This is a genomic window from Sphingobacterium sp. UDSM-2020 (assembly GCF_016132525.1).
GTDB classification, from domain to species: domain Bacteria; phylum Bacteroidota; class Bacteroidia; order Sphingobacteriales; family Sphingobacteriaceae; genus Sphingobacterium; species Sphingobacterium anhuiense.
Genome location: NZ_CP066166.1, coordinates 5,610,212 through 5,629,127 on the forward strand (window position 1 = coordinate 5,610,212; position 18,916 = coordinate 5,629,127).

At 33.2% G+C, this 18,916-nt stretch carries 20 protein-coding genes; 10 read left to right on the plus strand and 10 right to left on the minus strand.

Annotation, left to right across the window (positions count from 1 at the left end; genetic code table 11):
• Positions 1-20: 20 nt before the first annotated feature.
• On the plus strand, positions 21-629 hold the full coding sequence (locus tag JAZ75_RS23725; protein WP_183914949.1) for an FMN-binding negative transcriptional regulator: 609 nt from the start codon (positions 21-23) through the stop codon (positions 627-629).
• A 67-nt stretch (positions 630-696) separates the two neighbouring features.
• Here JAZ75_RS23725 and JAZ75_RS23730 read toward each other — a convergent pair whose 3' ends face one another.
• From JAZ75_RS23730 to JAZ75_RS23740, 3 genes are all read right to left on the minus strand, one after another.
• Entirely contained in the window at positions 697-1,323 is a 627-nt protein-coding gene (locus JAZ75_RS23730; protein ID WP_208699008.1) for a class I SAM-dependent methyltransferase, read from the minus strand.
• Positions 1,324-1,411: 88 nt separating this feature from the next.
• A complete protein-coding gene (locus JAZ75_RS23735) occupies positions 1,412-2,908 on the minus strand; it encodes an arylsulfatase (RefSeq protein WP_208699009.1) in 1,497 nt (498 codons plus the stop codon).
• Between the two features lie 328 nt (positions 2,909-3,236).
• A complete protein-coding gene (locus JAZ75_RS23740) occupies positions 3,237-5,633 on the minus strand; it encodes a GH92 family glycosyl hydrolase (RefSeq protein ID WP_208699011.1) in 2,397 nt (798 codons plus the stop codon).
• A 662-nt stretch (positions 5,634-6,295) separates the two neighbouring features.
• Here JAZ75_RS23740 and JAZ75_RS23745 point away from each other — a divergent pair.
• From JAZ75_RS23745 to JAZ75_RS23760, 4 genes are all read left to right on the plus strand, one after another.
• Positions 6,296-6,979: a DinB family protein gene (locus JAZ75_RS23745; RefSeq protein ID WP_132771071.1), complete on the plus strand. Its 684-nt coding sequence runs from the start codon at positions 6,296-6,298 to the stop codon at positions 6,977-6,979.
• 3 nt (positions 6,980-6,982) lie between these two features.
• Positions 6,983-7,429 (plus strand): SRPBCC domain-containing protein, encoded by a 447-nt coding sequence (locus JAZ75_RS23750; RefSeq protein WP_168125892.1) that lies wholly within the window; start codon positions 6,983-6,985, stop codon positions 7,427-7,429.
• A gap of 18 nt (positions 7,430-7,447) precedes the next feature.
• Positions 7,448-7,828: a DUF1801 domain-containing protein gene (locus JAZ75_RS23755; protein ID WP_132845423.1), complete on the plus strand. Its 381-nt coding sequence runs from the start codon at positions 7,448-7,450 to the stop codon at positions 7,826-7,828.
• 327 nt (positions 7,829-8,155) lie between these two features.
• The gene (locus tag JAZ75_RS23760; RefSeq protein WP_021190778.1) at positions 8,156-8,716 is read left to right on the plus strand and encodes a DUF4230 domain-containing protein; all 561 of its coding nucleotides are present in this window, start codon (positions 8,156-8,158) and stop codon (positions 8,714-8,716) included.
• Between the two features lie 235 nt (positions 8,717-8,951).
• On the opposite strand, the gene JAZ75_RS23765 is transcribed toward JAZ75_RS23760, so the two are convergent.
• A complete protein-coding gene (locus JAZ75_RS23765) occupies positions 8,952-9,917 on the minus strand; it encodes a helix-turn-helix domain-containing GNAT family N-acetyltransferase (protein ID WP_208699013.1) in 966 nt (321 codons plus the stop codon).
• Positions 9,918-9,955: 38 nt separating this feature from the next.
• Complete coding sequence (gene panB / locus JAZ75_RS23770; RefSeq protein WP_208699014.1) at positions 9,956-10,774, minus strand: 3-methyl-2-oxobutanoate hydroxymethyltransferase; 819 nt, start codon at positions 10,772-10,774, stop codon at positions 9,956-9,958.
• A 253-nt stretch (positions 10,775-11,027) separates the two neighbouring features.
• On the opposite strand from panB, the gene JAZ75_RS23775 reads away from it, so the two are divergent.
• A complete protein-coding gene (locus JAZ75_RS23775; protein ID WP_208699016.1) occupies positions 11,028-11,573 on the plus strand; it encodes an AAA family ATPase in 546 nt (181 codons plus the stop codon).
• 410 nt (positions 11,574-11,983) lie between these two features.
• Entirely contained in the window at positions 11,984-13,345 is a 1,362-nt protein-coding gene (locus JAZ75_RS23780) for an NAD(P)-binding domain-containing protein (RefSeq protein WP_208699018.1), read from the plus strand.
• 89 nt (positions 13,346-13,434) lie between these two features.
• Here JAZ75_RS23780 and JAZ75_RS23785 read toward each other — a convergent pair whose 3' ends face one another.
• Together JAZ75_RS23785 and JAZ75_RS23790 are read right to left on the minus strand one after the other, a co-directional pair.
• Positions 13,435-13,905 (minus strand): hypothetical protein, encoded by a 471-nt coding sequence (locus JAZ75_RS23785; RefSeq protein ID WP_132772755.1) that lies wholly within the window; start codon positions 13,903-13,905, stop codon positions 13,435-13,437.
• A gap of 162 nt (positions 13,906-14,067) precedes the next feature.
• Positions 14,068-14,631: a hypothetical protein gene (locus JAZ75_RS23790; RefSeq protein WP_208699020.1), complete on the minus strand. Its 564-nt coding sequence runs from the start codon at positions 14,629-14,631 to the stop codon at positions 14,068-14,070.
• 233 nt (positions 14,632-14,864) lie between these two features.
• Here JAZ75_RS23790 and JAZ75_RS23795 point away from each other — a divergent pair, with 233 nt between their 5' ends.
• Both JAZ75_RS23795 and JAZ75_RS23800 read left to right on the plus strand, forming a co-directional pair.
• On the plus strand, positions 14,865-15,698 hold the full coding sequence (locus JAZ75_RS23795) for an alpha/beta hydrolase (protein ID WP_208699022.1): 834 nt from the start codon (positions 14,865-14,867) through the stop codon (positions 15,696-15,698).
• 168 nt (positions 15,699-15,866) lie between these two features.
• Positions 15,867-16,298: a hypothetical protein gene (locus JAZ75_RS23800; protein WP_208699024.1), complete on the plus strand. Its 432-nt coding sequence runs from the start codon at positions 15,867-15,869 to the stop codon at positions 16,296-16,298.
• 68 nt (positions 16,299-16,366) lie between these two features.
• Here JAZ75_RS23800 and JAZ75_RS23805 read toward each other — a convergent pair whose 3' ends face one another.
• Positions 16,367-16,873, minus strand: coding sequence for a GNAT family N-acetyltransferase (locus JAZ75_RS23805; protein ID WP_208699025.1), 507 nt, complete (start codon positions 16,871-16,873; stop codon positions 16,367-16,369).
• Between the two features lie 100 nt (positions 16,874-16,973).
• Here JAZ75_RS23805 and JAZ75_RS23810 point away from each other — a divergent pair, with 100 nt between their 5' ends.
• Positions 16,974-17,177, plus strand: coding sequence for a DUF6965 family protein (locus tag JAZ75_RS23810; RefSeq protein ID WP_021190787.1), 204 nt, complete (start codon positions 16,974-16,976; stop codon positions 17,175-17,177).
• Between the two features lie 35 nt (positions 17,178-17,212).
• On the opposite strand, the gene JAZ75_RS23815 is transcribed toward JAZ75_RS23810, so the two are convergent.
• Together JAZ75_RS23815 and pnuC are read right to left on the minus strand one after the other, a co-directional pair.
• Positions 17,213-18,286: an acyl-CoA dehydrogenase gene (locus tag JAZ75_RS23815; protein ID WP_208699027.1), complete on the minus strand. Its 1,074-nt coding sequence runs from the start codon at positions 18,284-18,286 to the stop codon at positions 17,213-17,215.
• Positions 18,261-18,893 (minus strand): nicotinamide riboside transporter PnuC, encoded by a 633-nt coding sequence (pnuC, locus tag JAZ75_RS23820; protein WP_132772764.1) that lies wholly within the window; start codon positions 18,891-18,893, stop codon positions 18,261-18,263. The genes JAZ75_RS23815 and pnuC overlap by 26 nt, the downstream gene beginning before the upstream one ends.
• Between the last annotated feature and the right edge of the window lie 23 nt (positions 18,894-18,916).

Sequence of the window (18,916 nt, forward strand, 5' to 3'; positions counted from 1 at the left end):
ATCCTATTTAAAATAAAATTATGTTTATACCCAATAATTTTAAAATTGAGCATGAAGCTGAGCAGATTGCTTTCATGAAAAAATATAGCTTTGCCACTATAATTACAGTAAAGAATAATATTCCAATTGCCACACAGCTACCTTTTGTTGTAAACGACAATTCAGATAAACTTATTCTTACTGCCCATTTTGCAAAAAATAATGAACAGGTCGCGTATATTTCAAAAAATACTTCGCTAGTTATCTTTACCGAACCCCATGCTTATATATCTCCTCAACATTATGATAAAGTAGAAAGCGTACCTACTTGGGATTATATTGCTGTTCATGCTTATGGAACTGCAAAAATTATAACTGATGAAGAGGCTAAAATCAATGCTTTAGAGCAAATGATTTTATTTTATGAAAAAGATTACTTACAACAGTGGAATAATCTTTCCGAAAAATTCAAAAAGGGAATGATGCAAGGTATAGTGATCTTCGAGTTAGAGGTAAACGAGTTACAAGGGCAGAAGAAATTAAGTCAAAATAAAACAAAAGAAGAACGTCAACGAATTATACATCAACTAAAAAGTAGTCCAAGTAAAATAGATAACGATCTTGCTTCATACATACAGGATACTTTATAATTGATTAATAGATAAATCGACAGGTCGTTACTATGAGCAGTTAGTTTTAAGAAACTAAATAATGAACTCAATTATTAGATTTCTTACATTTTATTAAAAAAAAGGGTTGACTTTCATCAATTTCTTCAATTTCAAATAGCCCAACATGCTTAAACTCGGATTCAATAGCATGCTCATCATAGAAAAAAAGCTTTACTCCTTCGAATACTTCATAACGATCCTTATCAATATATCTTCCTTTTTTGTAACTATTAGCCTTCTTAGAAATTGCCGTAAAAAACATATATCCGTTGACTTTGAGTTGATCATAACAATCCTGAATTAGTTTAATCCTTTCTTGGCTGTCCAATAAATGAATTAAAGCATAACAAAATATACCATCATATTTATTTTGATCAAAAGGCATATCAGTAACAGATCCATTAAAAATCGGCATATCCGATCCATAATGAGCCCTCGCCATCTTGATTGCTGTCTTCGATATTTCTATTCCCGTAACACCCATACCCTTATCTTTAAAAACCTGAGCATTACGACCATACCCTATTCCCGGGATAAGTACATTTTTAACAAGCTCTTTGATAAAAAAATCAGCCGTTAAAACCGCTGCTTTTGCTGGTTCGAAACCCCACATTTCATTTTTTTCAACAAAAGCAGATTCCCAAAATTCTGCTTTTTCTTCTTTATTTTTCATTTCTATAATCTAAATACCTCCGTCACTTGAAAAATAATACGCAATCCCCAAGTGACCAAAAGTAAAGTAAGAAAATTCTGTTAAAACATTACTGTTTAGTGAATTTTGGATTAATAAACTCCCATTCTTTGATATGTGCTGGTTGATGTTGATGATCGACTATAGTATCAAATTTTTTAATTAGTTCTGGATGCTGAGCAGCTAAATCTTGTTCTTCCTTTCTATCATTTTCAAGATCAAAAATCATCCAAGGTGTCTTACCGTAGCCTTTCTTACGGACATCTAATTTAACAGCTTTCCATTTCCCTAAACGGATTGCGATCTGTCCTCCGTTTTCAGGATATTCCCAATATATAAAATCATGATCTTGTTGTTCATCTGTTTTTCCCAAAAGTGTTGGCAATAATGAAATACCATCGGTATTATCAAGTTTTTGACCAGTGACTGCAGCTATTGTGGCCATAATATCATACTGTGCTGATGCAAAATCAGATTTCACTCCCGCCGAAATATTTCCTGGCCAAGATGCAATAAAAGGCACACGGATCCCTCCTTCGAATACATCCATTTTTAGACCTCTTAAGTCACCTACGCTTTTAAAGAATTTTGGATTTACACCGCCATTAAATGTCGTGCCATTATCACTAGAAAACATAATGATTGTATTCTCATCAAGACCTAGCTCCGAGATTCGGTTCATTATTTTACCGACCTGAGCATCCAAATAAGTAATCATTGCAGCATATGTTGCATAAGGATATTTAGTAGCTGCATATCCTTGCTGTCCATAGTAAGGTTTTTCATCAAAAACACCTTTGTACATATCAATATATTCTTGAGGTGCCTGCAATGACACATGTGGTTGCGTAAATGGCAGATAAAGAAAAAATGGCTGTTCCTTATTCTCTGAAATAAATTTGAGTGCTTTTTCAGCCATTATATCAGTTGCATATTCCTTCCCTATATAATAATCAAAATCTGCGTCTGTCGCTGTAGCTGGATTAAGTGCCTTATGCACATCCATTACAGGGTTGTTCAATGTTAATCGCACATCATTTTCCCATAAGTGAGTTGGATAAAAATTGTGAGCTTGTTTCTGATCTAAAACCGAGATATAATAATCAAATCCCTGTCTCAAGGGGCTGCCTGGTGTATTATTCATACCTAATCCCCACTTACCCGCCATAGCTGTACGATATCCAATCTGCTTCAGCATCTTAGGAATGGTTAATGTGCCTTCCGGCAGGGGCATCTGCCCACCTTCAAGACTATCAGGAAATCCACCAAGTTCATAATTACCACGAATATAAGCATGCCCACCATGTTTACCGGTCATAAGCATAGCACGGGATGGTGCACAAACCGGAGTACTAGCATAATGTTGTGTAAAAGTCATCCCCTTCTCAGCCAATTTTAATAGATTAGGAGTTTTTATTTTCTGCTGCCCATAAGGTTCAATCTCACCATACCCCAAATCATCTGCATAAATATATATGATATTAGGTTTAGTACTCCTTTGTGCGTAAATGTTTCCAATAGCAAAAAATAGACTTACTAAGGTGCATATGTTTAAATTTCTAATCATCTTTATGGTTATTTTTTTTTACAAAAACTACACGTGTAATATGTCGTTAAGTATTTAATATAAAAGGTATAATTCAAATTTATTATTATAGTCACAAAATAATAAAAAATGAATGCTTCCACCTAAAATACTTTTACTTTATCAGATATGGTCATCAATAAAAAAATATCAACTTCAATAGTTATTAAAAAAATTAAGAATGAAGCTAAGGAAAAGATGCAAATTATTAAAAGAATAAAGATTATCGAACTAAGTTGGAATATTCAGATCAAAAAAAAATAGCCCTAAGGCTATTTTTTTTTAAATGATTCACTGTTAAAAACATGAATTAGCGATTTCCAGTAGTAATTACAATTTCATTACTATTAACAAGATCATGGTGAGAAATTTTAAAGCCCTTTACTTTTTTCCCATCAATTGAAATACCGTTAATATACCCTGCATCACCTTTACGATCCCTTTTGATAATCAACTTATCTTTACCATGATGATATTTTGAATCTAAATGTATCGTCACCTTATCAAATACGGGGGTCACAACCGTATACTCCGGCCTCCCTGGACATAACGGATATATCCCCATCATATTCATAGATGCCCAAGTAGACATTGTGCCTGTATCGTCATTACCAGGTATTCCTCCTGGCGCATTCTTAAAATGAGTTTCTAAAATCTCCGTTACTAATTTTTGAGTACGCCATTCCTCACCTTCGATTTCCGAAAAGATATGCGGATAAAGCATATCAGGTTCATTAGTTACGTCAAAATATCCTTTATCAAAAGTAGCTTGAAGTTTTTCCACAAAATGACGCTTACCACCCATTAATTTCACTAATCCAGGAATATCATGTGGAATAGCAAAAGTATAATTCCAAGCATTTCCTTCATGGAAACCAGGATTTGGTTCGAAATTAGCACCTTGCAAAGGATCAAAAGGGGTTAGAAATTTACCATCAGGAAGTATAGGTCTAAAAGTTCCATACTCTTTTGAATAATAGTGCTTATAACCTTTTGCCCGCTCAGCAAACATTTTAGAATCCTCTTTCTTACCTAGTGAAGCCGCGAACTGTGAAAGGTTCCAGTCTGCAAGGAAATACTCAATTGAATGAGACACTGAATTATCAAATTTGGCACGTAGTGGTACGTAACCGTATTTTACATAATCAGCATTATCAGGACGAATTTTATTGGTACTATCTATAGTTGTTGCTGATTTATAAAACGCCTCATATGCAGCTTCATGATCATAATCTCGAATACCTTTCATCCATGCATCAACGATAACGGGAATTGCGGGATCTCCATCCATGGTATAAGATTCGCGACCATACAGCTCCCATTTAGGCATCCATCCGCTTTCTTTATAAATATCGATCATAGAACGGATCATCTCTGTTTGTCGGTCAGGAAACAATAGACTCATTAACGGCTGGACATTGCGGTAAGTATCCCATAGAGAAAATACAGTATAACGATTTCCTGACGTTTTTAATGTTTGACGGGTCTCCATAGCGGGATATTGTCCATTAACATCCTGAAGAATATTTGGATGAATTAAAGCATGGTACAATGCTGTATAGAAGACTGTTTTCTGATCTTCAGTACCACCTTCAACTTCGATTTTCGACAAATCTTCATTCCATCTCTTAGAAGCTGCTAATCTTATTTGATCAAATCCGCCTTTGGGTTGTTCTTGATCTAAATTTTGTCTTGCATTTTCAACACTTACGAAGGAGACTCCCACCTGAACTTCAACCTGCTCGTTTTCAGAAGTTTCAAAGCTTAAATAAGCACCAATATCATCCCCGGACATTTCGTTATGATATGCTGTAAAAACTTTATACTTTCCAGCATCCTTATTCCAATCGTTTTCCCAAACTTCTCCTTGCTTCTGAAATTTCCAGTATCCCTTTTCCGAAGGTTTCTTACTCAACCTTAAGACAAAATAAATCGGATATACAGCTTGATTATTAACATAACAAAATGATCCCAATAACTTTGAACCTTCAATCTCTCGATCGTTAACAAATCGCATCGTAGCTCCCGTTTCATTCGTTAACCCTTCACCTAAATTAAGTAAAATATGGCTTTTACCCTTCGGAAAGGTAAATCTGGAAATTCCTGTTCGTAGTGTCGCTGTAGCTTCAGTTTTCACACCATATTTATCTAAATAATTGGTATAATAACCCGGTGCGGCACTTTCATTTTTGTAAGTACTTCCATAATTCCGATAATCGACATCAAGACGGCCGGTTGTTGGCATCAGCAAAAGACTCCCCATATCTGGACATCCTACACCGCTCAGGTTAACATGAGAAAATCCCGTAAAAAACTTATTATTATATTCATAGGGAGTAGACCACCATTGTGCATCCTTATTAAATTTGTTCAAAGATGACCCCATGACATTAAAAGGCGAAACGTTCATCAGCCCCTGCGGAACCTGTGCACCCGGATTAGTCGTACCATAGTTAGTTGTTCCAATAAATGGATTAACATATTCTACTGGTTTTTTTTGCGCCAATGTCGCATGCGAAAGAAAGAGAAAAATAAAACTATGACCGAGACTACGCCAATTTATAGTTTTATTTAAAATAAGTACTGTTTGTCGTTTTGGTAGAGACTCTGTACAAATACGACCAAACTTAAAGGTTTTATATGTACTATTTAACCATGATTTGACAATTCTAAAATCTTTCAAAGTAACTAAGGTTTTTATTTTCATTTATTTTAATAAATTATTATTGCGCCATTTAAATAGGAATGCCACAATCTTTTTTAGCATTTAAATTATCGATCTACGTTATTAATTTGAGAATTACCCTAATCTATCTCCCTCTCACGGCTTACATTTTCATTCAGCTTTCAGATAATTATATCAATTTTAATAATCTACATTTCAAGAAAAGATGACCTTGAACTCTATTCTAATAGGAGTGATAGTAGCATTAGAATAATTTCGTAAAAAACCCACATCAGACGTGTAGACTTACCTGTGAAATATGGATGCGCTCCCATCAAAGATTAAGATTGCACCTATTCTCGTCAAATAAAAAATAAGGATTATCCTAGCTACAATAATACATATAATTAGATGATCATACAATACAGAGTCATCCTTAAACAAAATTCAGCGCATCCTTCATTTTATTTAAGATGGAGCAATATTGTTTTAATCTTTTCTCAAATTTAAATCTTCATTTTTATTAATCAATACGCGTATTTTTATTTCTTGTCTTATGGCAAGCAGTGCTAAACAAAATAAGGTTATAATTGTTAAAACTAAATTGTTTGAAATAGAAACAAGTATAAACGGTCTACCGTTAGGATTTAAAAAATTTATACTAGAAAACAATGGAATTTGCACACTTCACCAATTAAAAAAAAATGAAAATACTAATAAAATTTATGCTTACACTAGGTGTCAGTATAACTCTTCCCTGTATCACGGCCAAAGCTGCTGATAAAATTGCTGTAATAAATAACGTTACGCGAATAATTGAAAAAAATGTCCCTCCTGTCATTTTAAATCAGCACGGAAATATTGATTCATTAATCCAATATTTTCAATACACAACCAAATCATTAAAAGATGACATATCAGGATTAAGTGAAGCACAACTACAATTTAGTCCTGGAGAAGGAAAATGGTCAATAGGTCAATGTCTAGAGCATATCATACGCTCAGAAAGTCTGTTATTTGAAATGGCAAAAAAAGAATTGGGAAAAGCGCCACAGCCTAACCGGAAAAATGAAGTCAAATCAACTGATCAAGGTCTCATAAACATGATGACTGATCGAAGTCAAAAATTTCAGGCACCAAAAGAACTGCAACCCACAGGAAAATATAAAGATAGCAAAGTAGCAATAAAGGACTTTCTAGCAGCTAGAGAGCCTGTTTTATTATACATCAAAAATGCAAATATAGATGACCTTCGCAATCACATCAGTGACTACCCAACAGGCGTAGTTGATGGTTATCAAAACCTACTTTTTATCGCCGCTCACTGTGCTAGACACACTAAACAGATTGAAGAAGTATTAGCAGATCCAAATTTTCCAAAAAAATAAATTATGAAAAACCAAACATATCAAATCGACATTCAAGCACCAGCTTCAGTAGTATTTCACAAAATGCTAGATAAAGAAACCTATAAATTATGGACTTCCGAATTCAACCCTACATCAGATTATGAAGGAGGATGGAATAAAGGTGATAAAATTTACTTTATTGGACAAAATAAAGATGGTAAACGTGAAGGTATGGTAGCTAAAATTTTAGAAAATATCCCTAATGAATTTGTTTCCATTTATCATTACGGAATATTGGATGGAGATATAGAAATCACAGAGGGACCTGCAGTCGAAAGCTGGGCAGGAGGTACAGAGAACTATCATTTTAAAGAAAATAATGGAATAACAAATGTAACTGTTAAAGTAGATACCACAGAAGAATACCTATCTTACTTTGATGAAACTTGGCCCAAAGCCTTATCAAGATTAAAAGAAATTTGCGAATAATACCTATAACTATTCATTATGTTTGAAACAGTTGAGAATTACTATCACAGTAAAAAAGAACCAATAAAAAGTTGTTTACTAGCATTAAAAGAAATTATTCTCAGACTGGATCCGCTTATAACAGAAACGCAGAAATGGGGCATGCCCTGTTTCTGCTATAAAAATAGAATATTTTGTTATCTGTCAATAGATTCAAAAAAAGATATTCCCTATATCATGATGGTAGAAGGCAGACATTTAGATATTCCAGCTCTTCAATCGGGAAATCGTTCTAAAATGAAAGTTTTTTATGTTGATCCCAACGCAGACTTCGATTTAGTTACGATCAATCACATCATGCAAGAAGCACTGAATCTTTATAGAAATGGCTTACTGAAAACAAGTACAAAAAATACATAAACAAAAATCCTCAACAATGTAGCTACCCTATTATAAAGAATAACAATAGGTTAATCTAGGATCATACACTATCAATTCTATGATCACACCCCTCCACCCAAGTACAACCCTAGGATCATACAACACGAAGTATACGATGATACTAGATCCACTAAACATACAGGCCTTCTGTACCTTTTCTATGCACAATATGCCCACATCAAATAACCAATGTAGCTTATTATATACTTATACGTTAAGCTATGATACATCACATAAAATCGTAATGAAATAAAAATTTTACATATATATAGTAATTGTTGGTCTATAAATTGATTGTATTAAGTTATGGCAAGATTTTTAAAAGTAATATTCTTATTAGCTATTATTGCGGTCTTCGGATGGTTGCTATGGTCTAAGTTTGAAAACAAAACTACAAAAGTTACTACACATCAACTTTTGATCGAGCGAATAGAAGCAATGGGCAAGCTTGAATTGGTCAAATATAGATTTAGCGATGTTGTTGAACATAAAAATATTACAACATTCTTACCCGACGCAAGTGTACTACTTATCATAAAAGCAGATGCCGTTGGATGTATCGATTTAACAAAAGTCAAACAAGAAGATATTGAAGTTTTTGGAGACTCTGTTTCTATGCGTTTACCTTTACCTGAAATTTGCTACATAAAGATAGATCATAAATCTTCCCGAGTTTACGACACCAAAATGGCATTCTTTCGAGAAGCTGACCTTGTAGATGAAGCCTATAAAAATGCGGAAAAGGAGATTGCAACCGAGGTAAAAAAATCAGACATATTGCAACAAACCCGAGCAAATGCGCTAAATGTTTTCACCCCTTTACTTAAAGGACTAGGTTTTAATAAAATTAGTTTGTCTTTCGAATAATACATCGATTAACATATTTTAATTGCAATCAATAAACGCGCAAATCGGAAGTTATGATTAAATCATAACTTCATAATTAGATCAAAATTTCACATCAAAAAAAATCGAACGAATTATTTTTTTTAGGAATCAACTTCATAAATAGTCATGATTATTTGACAGTATAGCTATACTGTCAAATAATATACAATTATTAAAGTCGATCAACATTTCTAAAACTTAAAATGAAATCAATCTATTGATATGAACGATCTAAATGCAACGCCATTTGTATATTACAACGTTTATAAGGCGTATTTCGTCCTGCTATTTTTTTAAATCCTAATTTATGATATAAATTAATTGCTGGCTTTAAAATCGTATTACTTTCTAAATACAAATTTTGCGCTCCTAATTCCTTTGCCTGCTTTAATACCGCCTGCCCCAGTAGAAATCCAATATTTTTCCCTTGTGCGCTCGGTGAAACTGCCATTTTAGCCATTTCATAATCATAATCTTCTTGATGCATTTTAATCAAAGCACAAACCCCTACAGGCTTATTGTTATAAAGTGCGACCAATATTACCCCCCCCTTATCCAAAATATAATCTTGAGGATTATTTAACGCTTTATAATCAGCCTCTTCCATTTCAAAATAAGTAGAAATCCATTCTTCATTGAGCGACCTAAAGGCCTCCTGATATTCCGGTTTATACGGAACAATTTCTACAGCTTGACTTTCCCGTATTTTTTTTTGTTCATTTACTCGCTTAAGCAGTGATTTTTGTTCCAAAAGAAACTCCCATTCTTCTATTGCTTCCCAAAGATTATGTGTAGCTTCCTCGATTATCATTTCAATTGCCGCATCGACATCTTGACATGAAACCCGTATCTTATCGTTCAACTTCTTTCCTTTTTCAGTCAAACCTACAACATTTCTACGCTTATCATGTGTTAATAAGTTATCTTCAACCAATCCCGCAGAAGTCATTTCTCTTATTATTTTCGTAACGGAAGGTTGAGAATGTCCAATTTCATTTGCTATTTCAGTTATTGTTTTTTCGCCTTCTTCAGCCAAAATAAAGAAAACAGGAAACCATTTCGGTAAAAATTCCACGTGGTAAAGTTCGTATATCTGTGCAGCATCTTCTGTTACTTTATTGGTCAGCAATCGAAGCCTGCTACCTAAAGCCATTTTACCTGTCTTGTTAAAGAAATCCATTCTATTTGTTTGATTTATAATTTTATACTTGCTTATCGCTAATAACTTTCGCTTTGATTGGGAAAAGAAACTGATTTGACGTCCTCAATATAATGACGGGTAGCTTCAGACATTACCGTATGTAAATCTGCGTATCGACGTAAAAACTTGGGCGAAAATTCATCATTCATTCCCATAACATCCTGTATGACCAGAACCTGTCCATCCACTCCAGAGCCAGCACCAATTCCAATTGTTGGTATTTTTAGCATATCTGAAATCTTTGTTGCAGTATATGATGGAATTTTTTCCAGTAAAATACCAAAAACACCAAGACTTTCCACCAGTAGGCAATCAGAAATCAATTTTTCAGATTCTTTCTCATTACGAGCACGAATAGCATAATTACCATAATTATGAATAGATTGAGGCATTAATCCTAAATGTGACATTACTGGAATTCCAGCTGCTAAAATCTTTTTAATATCTTCTGAAACCTCTTGCCCACCTTCAATTTTTATCGCGTCGGCACCAGTTTCCTGCATCACTCTTACAGCTGCATCTAATGATTTCATAGGATTACCACAACAGGCTCCAAAAGGCATATCAACAATAACCATCGCAGATTTCACTGCCCGAACTACGGATTGCGCATGATAAATCATCTGATCTAAAGTAATTGACAATGTTGTTCTATTTCCGGCCATTACATTCGAAGCCGAATCTCCTACCAAAATAACATCAATACCTGCTTTATCAATTATGGAAGCCATAGTGTAATCATAAGCAGTTAGCATCGATATTTTTTCACCACGATCTTTCATCTCTTGTAGCGTTCTTTTTGTGTTTTTAGATGTTTTCTTTAAATAGTTTGACATATTGATAAAATAAATACTAAACATTATAACCAATTACATAACTGATTATGCAAATGTATTAAAATATTTATTTTTCCAAAATATTTTTTATTTGGCACCTCTTAAATTTTCCATTTCAAAACCTACATATTTAATGATTTACTTAACTTTACAAATCCCCTTCTATCCGTTACGATATTACTCAAACAAAAAACTATAATCAGTACGAGAACTTACCTTCAAAAAATAACAATTATTAATACACAAAAACAAAATGAATACACGTAAAAATAACTTTTATGTCATCACAGGAGGGCCTGGAGTGGGCAAAACCACCTTGATTGATGCTTTAAAGTCTAAAGGATATTCTACGGTTGCAGAAGATGCCCGATCAATCATTAAACAGCAGATACTAAAAAGAGGAGATGCTTTACCCTGGAAAAATAAAGATTTATATGCTTTATTACTGCTTAATGCATCAGTAAAAAGCTATCATGCAATATCCAATAAGAACGATAGCATTTACTTCTTTGATCGCGGTATAGTAGACACCATTTGTTATGCAGAAATGATTAACTTCAAAATTCCTACTGAAATGCTTCAAAATGCCAAAAACCATAAATACAATAGCACTGTATTTATACTTCCTCCTTGGGCACAGATCTATACAACTGACGATGAAAGAAAACAAACATGGGAAGAAGCTTTCTATACATTTGAAATTATGAAAAAAACTTATTTTGATAATGGTTATAATGTAATAGAAGTACCTATAGGAGCTGTTGAACTAAGGGTAGATTTTATATTGAAGCATATATAAACTTTTCCAGATCTCAATATTTCTGAGCAGTTGCTCAAAATAAAAAAATTGATCTCGATCATTTCTCAAAATGAAAAACAATTTCAACGATCAAAATTCATAATAATAAAGCATAATAATAAAGCAGTTACATGTGACCAATCCTTGATACCTATCCAAATTTTGGTTATCTTAGCCATATTGACAACATACAGATATTTTTTTTGAAAAATAGTTTCTAGTCATTTACTTATCGCAACAAAGTATAAGTTGTGTATCTTATTGGCTTTTGCCATCTATTTTAGAGATTATAAAAAATCTCTTCATCTGCATACTCATTTGGAAGTATGGTCTAGAATTAAAAATTCGATTTTAAAGACGAATTATTGCACTCATCTATTTTAGATGAGTATACATGTTAATTATATTATATGACAAATTTTAAAGTTGGAATTATTGGTGCTGGCCCCAGCGGGCTAGCTATGCTACGAGCATTTGAATCGGAACAGAAAAAAGGTAATCCCATCCCAGAAATTAAATGCTACGAAAAACAGGACAATTGGGGTGGAATGTGGAACTTTACCTGGCGGACAGGTGTTGGTAAATACGGAGAACCCCTACATGGTAGCATGTACAAATACTTATGGTCTAATGGTCCAAAAGAATGTCTTGAATTTGCTGATTATACATTCACAGAACATTTCGGTCAAACAATATCCTCCTACCCTCCGCGAGAAGTACTTTTTGACTATATCCAGGGACGTATCAATCAAAGCAACGCCAGAGATTACATCCAATTTAATACCGTTGCAAGATGGGTGGATTATATTGAAGACAAAAAACAGTTTAGAGTTATTTTTGATAATCTAAAAAAGAATGAAACTTTTGAAGAATTTTTCGATTATTTAGTTGTTGGTACTGGTCATTTTTCCACCCCTAATCTCCCTTACTTTAAAGGAATAGAGAATTTCCCTGGCGCAGTTATGCATGCACATGATTTTAGAGGTGCTGACCAATTTAAAGATCAGCGCTTACTCCTTATCGGAAGTAGTTATTCCGCTGAAGATATTGGCGTACAATGCTACAAGCACGGAAGTAAATCTGTGACAATAGCTTATAGAACAAGTCCGATTGGGTGCAACTGGCCTGATGGCATAAAGGAGAAAGCAAAATTATCTCATTTCGAAGATAGTATAGCGCACTTCGAAGATGGCAGTCAAGAAGAGTTTGATGCGGTCATATTATGTACTGGTTATCAACATAAATTCCCATTTTTACCTGATAATATGCGATTAAAAACCAATAATTGTCTATATCCAGATGACTTGTTTAAAGGAGTAATCTTTAATCATAATGAACGTTTAATATTTTTAGGAATGCAAGATCAATATTATACTTTTAATATGTTTGATACCCAAGCTTGGTTTGCACGTGATTACATGTTAGGAAAAATCCCGCTACCACCTAAAAAAGAACGCATTAAAGAAATCAAAAAATGGATGGATGATGAAGCACTTACAAAAACAGGAGAAGATCATGTTGATTTTCAAACAAATTACATCAAAGATCTAATGAGTTATACAAATTACCCAAACTTTAATGTTGACAAAGTGGGCAGCATGTTTAAAAATTGGTTAAAGGACAAGGAAAATAATATTTTAAATTATCGAGATCAAATTTATACATCGGTCATAGATGGAACTCAAGCAGAAACTCATCATACAGCATGGATGGATGAACTTGATGATAGCCTGGAGAAATATCTTGAAGAAAGTAAAGAACCTACTATATAATAAAATTTCTAAACTGATATTTAAATACATTATAATAAAAGGAGGAAGCTAAAACTTCCTCCTTTTATTATAATCAATAGTTATTAAGACTAACATATACGCGTATCAATCCAAAAATTATCACGCATTTTCAAAATTGATTCTGGAGTGACCCGATTTAAAATATAGGATTGTTCTGCGTTTAAAAGGTCCTTTTGATCCTGTTCATCTTCAACAAAAAGCATTCGCAAAATAGCATCATTTTCCAATGCTTCTATATCAGACTCCACTACTTTTGTATCATTCGATAGAAACCAATTTTTAGCTTCTTCCTTATTTAAAAATTTTAAATACATTAAACAAGAATCAAACTCTCCTAATTCTTTTACTACTTTTTCTGGATATTGATTTCGAATGTATTCTTCATATAGTTCACGTCTATTATTACGTAAAGCATAATTTCTTATTACCAATCGATGTGGATCACTCTCTATGCTAAATTTTTGAGGATTTTCTAAAAATCCGTAATGCTTATTGTATCGAACAACACGCGCATTCAAACTTTTTTTATCATTCTCCATAAAAATCTCTTCATTACTTATATACATAACAATCAAATGCTTATAGTGTTTAATTATTGTATACAGGAATTGAAAACAAAGAAATCTGCGAATAAATAATATAATTTAAAAACGATTGTCAATACCACTTACAAGGCTCATCAGTAAGGAAAATTACATCTTTTACAAAAAAGTAAATTCACCTTTAAAAACTATTTCTTTATCTACTAAACTATAATTTTCATCATATTCAGCTTGATAAAAAATGACGTAAATTGGTTGTGTTAAATCTGTAACTGACATCAATTTATCTGCTTCCAAAATATCGATTTTGTCAATAGTACGATTCCCTGTCCAACTTTTAGCAGTACCTTTTGCATTCGGATCAAACCGATGATCTTGAGCTGATGTAAAATACCAGTAACTTGGTACATCATTACTCAACGTTAAAGTTTGATTTGGATTAAATTGCTCATCTGCCATTCCAGTATTTTCAAACCATGAAACTTCATGATCGATAATTCCCAATGCTGCGAGATAAACGTCCTTATCCAATGTTGCCCCTACTAAAAAGCCTTCCATCCCTTCTGACTTTAGTTGAAAAGTGAATGGAGATTTAGCAAGTTTATACTGATCAAAAGTGCTGGAGATTATTTCCCCTCCTTGGATGATACTAACTTCCAGTTGTTGACAAAAACTCATTATCGAAGTAAATAATAAGCCCAAAGTCATAATCAATCTAGTCATGTAAAACGTGTATAATAAAATTTTAAATTAATAACACAAAGTAAAGTAAATCCTTAAAGACTAAAACCCCTGTTTTCCGCTAATTTTGAACGACTAATTAGATTAAAATAAAAAAACACGATTATCATTTAAAAGCTATTTTATAATCTCGTAATTTTAACAATCTTTTTATACACTTACTTCTGTCGTTGCAAAAACCAAAAATAAGTGTCTTTAACACAACACAGCTATTGATGAAATACATTCAACTATTCATTGCGTTCATGTTTACGGCAAATAACCTATCTGCTCAAAAAAAAATTACGATCGGGCAAACTGATCAGATATACTCTACAATACTCAAAGAAAATAGGAAAATAAACATATATCTACCAGAAGGATATAATGTTGCTGATACAATTAAATATCCAATAATTTACATATTAGATGGTGGCATAGAAGAAGATTTTATTCATATAGTTGGAATCGTTCGCTATTATACACAACCCTGGATTGCGCAGTTTCCAAAATCAATTGTTGTCGGTATCGAAAATACGAATAGAAAGAGAGATTTCACATTTGCAGTGTCCAACTTGGACTTCCTGGAAAAAGAAGGTTTTAAAAAAGAGAATTTTCCACAATACGGAAAATCTGAAGCTTACATTTCATTTCTTCAAAAGGAACTACAGCCCTACATGGAAAATAAATATAACGCTAATAAAGACCGTACTGTTATTGGAGAATCATTAGCTGGTCTATTAGCGTCTGAAATACTCTTAAAACAACCTGATTTATTTACTAAATATATTATTATTGCGCCTAGTTTATGGTGGGGAGAGCAAAAGCTCTTATTTGAAACAGCAAATTTATTAAATGCTAACATCAAAAAAACACTTAACGTATATTTAGGAGTTCCAAATAAAGATGAAGATATAAAAATGTATAATGAATCAATAAAGTTTTCACAATCATTAAAGCAAAACAATAATATCAATTTGTTATTTGATTACTTACCAACCGAATTACATGCAACGATCGTACACCAGGCAGTATACAATGCTTTCAAAAAATTATACCCTAAAAACTAAATAATATTAAAATCAATTTGTAATTTTTAGACAGTGCTAGTTCGGTTAACTTTCAATTTTTTATAGCAAGTAATATCCTGAAAATATGTTAAATTTACTAGACTTGCAACATCAATACGATAATTGAGAAAGCGTCAATTATAAATTTCATCTCCTAAAAATCGATTTATGAATACTATTTTGAGAAATTTATTAGCGATAGTGGCGGGTGTGGTCATTGGCAGTATAGTTAATATGATATTTATTACAATCAGTAGTTCTATCATACCTCCACCAGATGGTGCAGATGTAACCACGACAGAAGGACTAAAAGCATCAATGCATATGTTTGAACCAAAACATTTTGTCTTTCCTTTTTTAGCACATGCCATCGGAACTTTAGTCGGAGCATGTATAACAACCTGGTTAGTCAAAGGGAAAAAACTTAGCTTTGCGTTTATAATAGCTGTCTTTTTCTTAGCAGGTGGTGTAGCAAGTGTCTTTATGCTGCCCTCTCCAATGTGGTACACAATACTAGATTTGACTATAGCTTATATCCCAATGGCATACTTGGGGGGAAAATTAGGATTAAGACTAAAATTGCAAAGAAACCACTCCTGAAACTTTTATTATAACTTTTTTATCAGAAAGAAGTGAGCCTTCCTTTATAAACAACTTATGAAAATACGCTATAACAGCATTTCGAATAATGTGAAAGAATTATTTTGATAATGAGCAGGCATATCAATAGCTTCTTTAATACGAACTACATCGACAATTGTAAAACCACATTTCTCGTAATATTGATTCAATCGCTCATTTCCCGCCGTAGTATCCATTCTAATAAAGAATTTACTTCGCTCTCTGGCCAGATCCTTAACAAATGCTATAATCTTAATAACGAAATTCTGACCTCTAAAAAGTGGGTTTGTAGCGATACGGTGAATATAAATTGCCGGATCTTTGTCTTTCTCTTGCCATATAATAGGATCTGAAGTTGTTAACAAAAAGACACAAGCGATCTGATTATTCAGAACAATCTTATAATGTTGTCCATTTTTTATCTCTTCAAGTACAGCTCGAGCTTCAAATCCTTTCCAATTCACTTTTCCTAAAGCATGTTGATAGGCAATTGCCTGCTCATACAATTCCATATGTGCAGACAAATCGTGAGGAGTACTTTTTTCTATAAGCATGCAGTTAAAATACAGTATTCTTTATAAATATAGATGATTAAACTACAATATTGTCCATTCATAAATTTTTTCTGTCACATTATAGTTTTATCTTTGATGCATGACTATTGAAGAACTAAAAGAATATTTTAATACGGTTTCATTACCAAATGAAATACAAATTACCGTGGATATGCATATCTTTGATTTACCTAAATTTCTGCAGGCAAACTTAGCGGCACTTGATCGCTGGAACAGAGAGTTAGAAAAATGTCCTTCCTATGTGCGTTTAATAAACTTAAAGAAAGCTATTGAAAATCAATAACCACAATTACAACATTTTAAGAATTACAAATCGTCTTATTGCTGCAACAAGCTATGTTGAGTTGCAGTAAAAATATTTCTAAAGACAATGTTCATTTCCTGTTCGCGCTGCGCGGCACCTATTCCGCAGCCAGGAAATAATTCCACAGTATTATTTTTAATAGCTGATACAAAACTGCGGCTTGTAACTGCGATTTTCTCATAAATCTCAACGTTTTCAATCCCCAGCAATATATTACCCCAAGATTCTTCTGTCAAACAATAAATTTGACGCTTACGTTCATTAAAATCACATTGCATCTCATCCAAACGTTTAAACAGATTTTTACCTTTGTCCTTTAACCAATCTGCATCTTGAGATTTTAAAATATAATATTTTTCAACAAGATCAATAAATCTATTATACATCCCAATAAAATTGCTCAGCAAGGTTAATTCCGCAAAAGGAATAAACGGATACTGATAAAGAAAATCAGGCCAGGTACTTTCAGATTCATTAATCAAAAAACTGCGAGAGTTTCCCACAAAATGATTTTCAACAGAAAAACTATGGCTAGCCGTGCATTCTAATCCAAAAGTATCCCAATCATAATGAATCAATACATCATCCCGATCAAAAAAGAACGAATGGATCACTTGCTGACCGTTTTTATCGAGCACAGGTTTACCATCTTCCGTAATGATACAATTGGCGGTAAAATGACTTAAATGCGGAGCACCAGTGGCATATTTCCAATGACCATGAATACGATATCCCCCATCCGCTCTTTCTGCATATCCAGATGCTCGTCCACTTCCTCCCAGACAAACTTCCGGATTTTGAAAAATTTCTTTTCCTATTTGCGGATCAATAAAACCGACAAATAAATTAGCTCCCGAACATAAAGTTATTGTCCATGCCAAACCACCATCATGATAGGCCAATTCTTCTAAAAATTTCATTCCATCTAAAAGAGTTAATCCCAGTCCCCCAAGAGATTTCGGAACCCAAATTTTAAACCACTTTTCACGAAATGCTAAATCTAACTGCTTTGCAGTCATCCTTTTTAAAGAAATTGCCTCTTGTTGTTGGTCTTTTATCAGATTAATTTGATCTTGAGTAAGTATCATATGTTAGTTCATGTTTAAGAATTCTCTTCCAGTTAAAATAACCAAAGAAAGCCATCACAAATAAAAATACAGTCAGTGCTGCGAATAGTAGTAAATCTTTATGATAAAGCAAAGGGATCGCCATGAGATTACTAATATTTAATAATATCCAATTTTCTATTTTCCGCTTTGCCAGCAACCACATGCCTGCCCATGCAGTACAAGATACCAAGGCATCCCATAGCGGAACATCTGAATCTGTAGCATGTAACAATCCGAAATAGAAGATGGTAAATCCTATAATACATATCAATAAGACAATAATCCAATCCTTACGTGATGCAGTGGATATGATATGTTGATGGTTACTATTTTGCTGCCAGTAAATCCAACCATAAATACTCATTAATAAGTAATACATGTTCAAGGCAATTTCACCGTATAGTTTTGCGAAATATAAAACGTAAATGGATATCACAATACCAGAAATACCAAAAAGGTAATTAATAGGTTTATTGGACTTTGCAAACCAAACCTGCAATATACCAAAGCCTACTGCTAGCCATTCTGCGAGGGATGTAGCTTTAACCTGCTGAAAAAAATCGTTTAAAATTTGATTTAACTGCATTTAATATGTGTGTAAAATAAAAA

What these genes read in the sequence shown, in the direction of transcription:
- JAZ75_RS23810 (WP_021190787.1), top strand. Translation starts at nt 16,974, where the DNA reads ATGACTATTGAAGAACTAAAAGAATATTTTAATACGGTTTCATTACCA.
- panB (WP_208699014.1), bottom strand. Translation starts at nt 10,774, where the DNA reads ATGTCAAACTATTTAAAGAAAACATCTAAAAACACAAAAAGAACGCTA.
- pnuC (WP_132772764.1), bottom strand. Translation starts at nt 18,893, where the DNA reads ATGCAGTTAAATCAAATTTTAAACGATTTTTTTCAGCAGGTTAAAGCT.
- JAZ75_RS23795 (WP_208699022.1), top strand. Translation starts at nt 14,865, where the DNA reads ATGAAATACATTCAACTATTCATTGCGTTCATGTTTACGGCAAATAAC.
- JAZ75_RS23775 (WP_208699016.1), top strand. Translation starts at nt 11,028, where the DNA reads ATGAATACACGTAAAAATAACTTTTATGTCATCACAGGAGGGCCTGGA.
- JAZ75_RS23760 (WP_021190778.1), top strand. Translation starts at nt 8,156, where the DNA reads ATGGCAAGATTTTTAAAAGTAATATTCTTATTAGCTATTATTGCGGTC.
- JAZ75_RS23780 (WP_208699018.1), top strand. Translation starts at nt 11,984, where the DNA reads ATGACAAATTTTAAAGTTGGAATTATTGGTGCTGGCCCCAGCGGGCTA.
- JAZ75_RS23765 (WP_208699013.1), bottom strand. Translation starts at nt 9,917, where the DNA reads ATGGATTTCTTTAACAAGACAGGTAAAATGGCTTTAGGTAGCAGGCTT.
- JAZ75_RS23815 (WP_208699027.1), bottom strand. Translation starts at nt 18,286, where the DNA reads ATGATACTTACTCAAGATCAAATTAATCTGATAAAAGACCAACAACAA.
- JAZ75_RS23790 (WP_208699020.1), bottom strand. Translation starts at nt 14,631, where the DNA reads ATGACTAGATTGATTATGACTTTGGGCTTATTATTTACTTCGATAATG.
- JAZ75_RS23730 (WP_208699008.1), bottom strand. Translation starts at nt 1,323, where the DNA reads ATGAAAAATAAAGAAGAAAAAGCAGAATTTTGGGAATCTGCTTTTGTT.
- JAZ75_RS23785 (WP_132772755.1), bottom strand. Translation starts at nt 13,905, where the DNA reads ATGGAGAATGATAAAAAAAGTTTGAATGCGCGTGTTGTTCGATACAAT.
- JAZ75_RS23750 (WP_168125892.1), top strand. Translation starts at nt 6,983, where the DNA reads ATGAAAAACCAAACATATCAAATCGACATTCAAGCACCAGCTTCAGTA.
- JAZ75_RS23755 (WP_132845423.1), top strand. Translation starts at nt 7,448, where the DNA reads ATGTTTGAAACAGTTGAGAATTACTATCACAGTAAAAAAGAACCAATA.
- JAZ75_RS23735 (WP_208699009.1), bottom strand. Translation starts at nt 2,908, where the DNA reads ATGATTAGAAATTTAAACATATGCACCTTAGTAAGTCTATTTTTTGCT.
- JAZ75_RS23725 (WP_183914949.1), top strand. Translation starts at nt 21, where the DNA reads ATGTTTATACCCAATAATTTTAAAATTGAGCATGAAGCTGAGCAGATT.
- JAZ75_RS23745 (WP_132771071.1), top strand. Translation starts at nt 6,296, where the DNA reads ATGAAAATACTAATAAAATTTATGCTTACACTAGGTGTCAGTATAACT.
- JAZ75_RS23805 (WP_208699025.1), bottom strand. Translation starts at nt 16,873, where the DNA reads ATGCTTATAGAAAAAAGTACTCCTCACGATTTGTCTGCACATATGGAA.
- JAZ75_RS23800 (WP_208699024.1), top strand. Translation starts at nt 15,867, where the DNA reads ATGAATACTATTTTGAGAAATTTATTAGCGATAGTGGCGGGTGTGGTC.
- JAZ75_RS23740 (WP_208699011.1), bottom strand. Translation starts at nt 5,633, where the DNA reads ATGAAAATAAAAACCTTAGTTACTTTGAAAGATTTTAGAATTGTCAAA.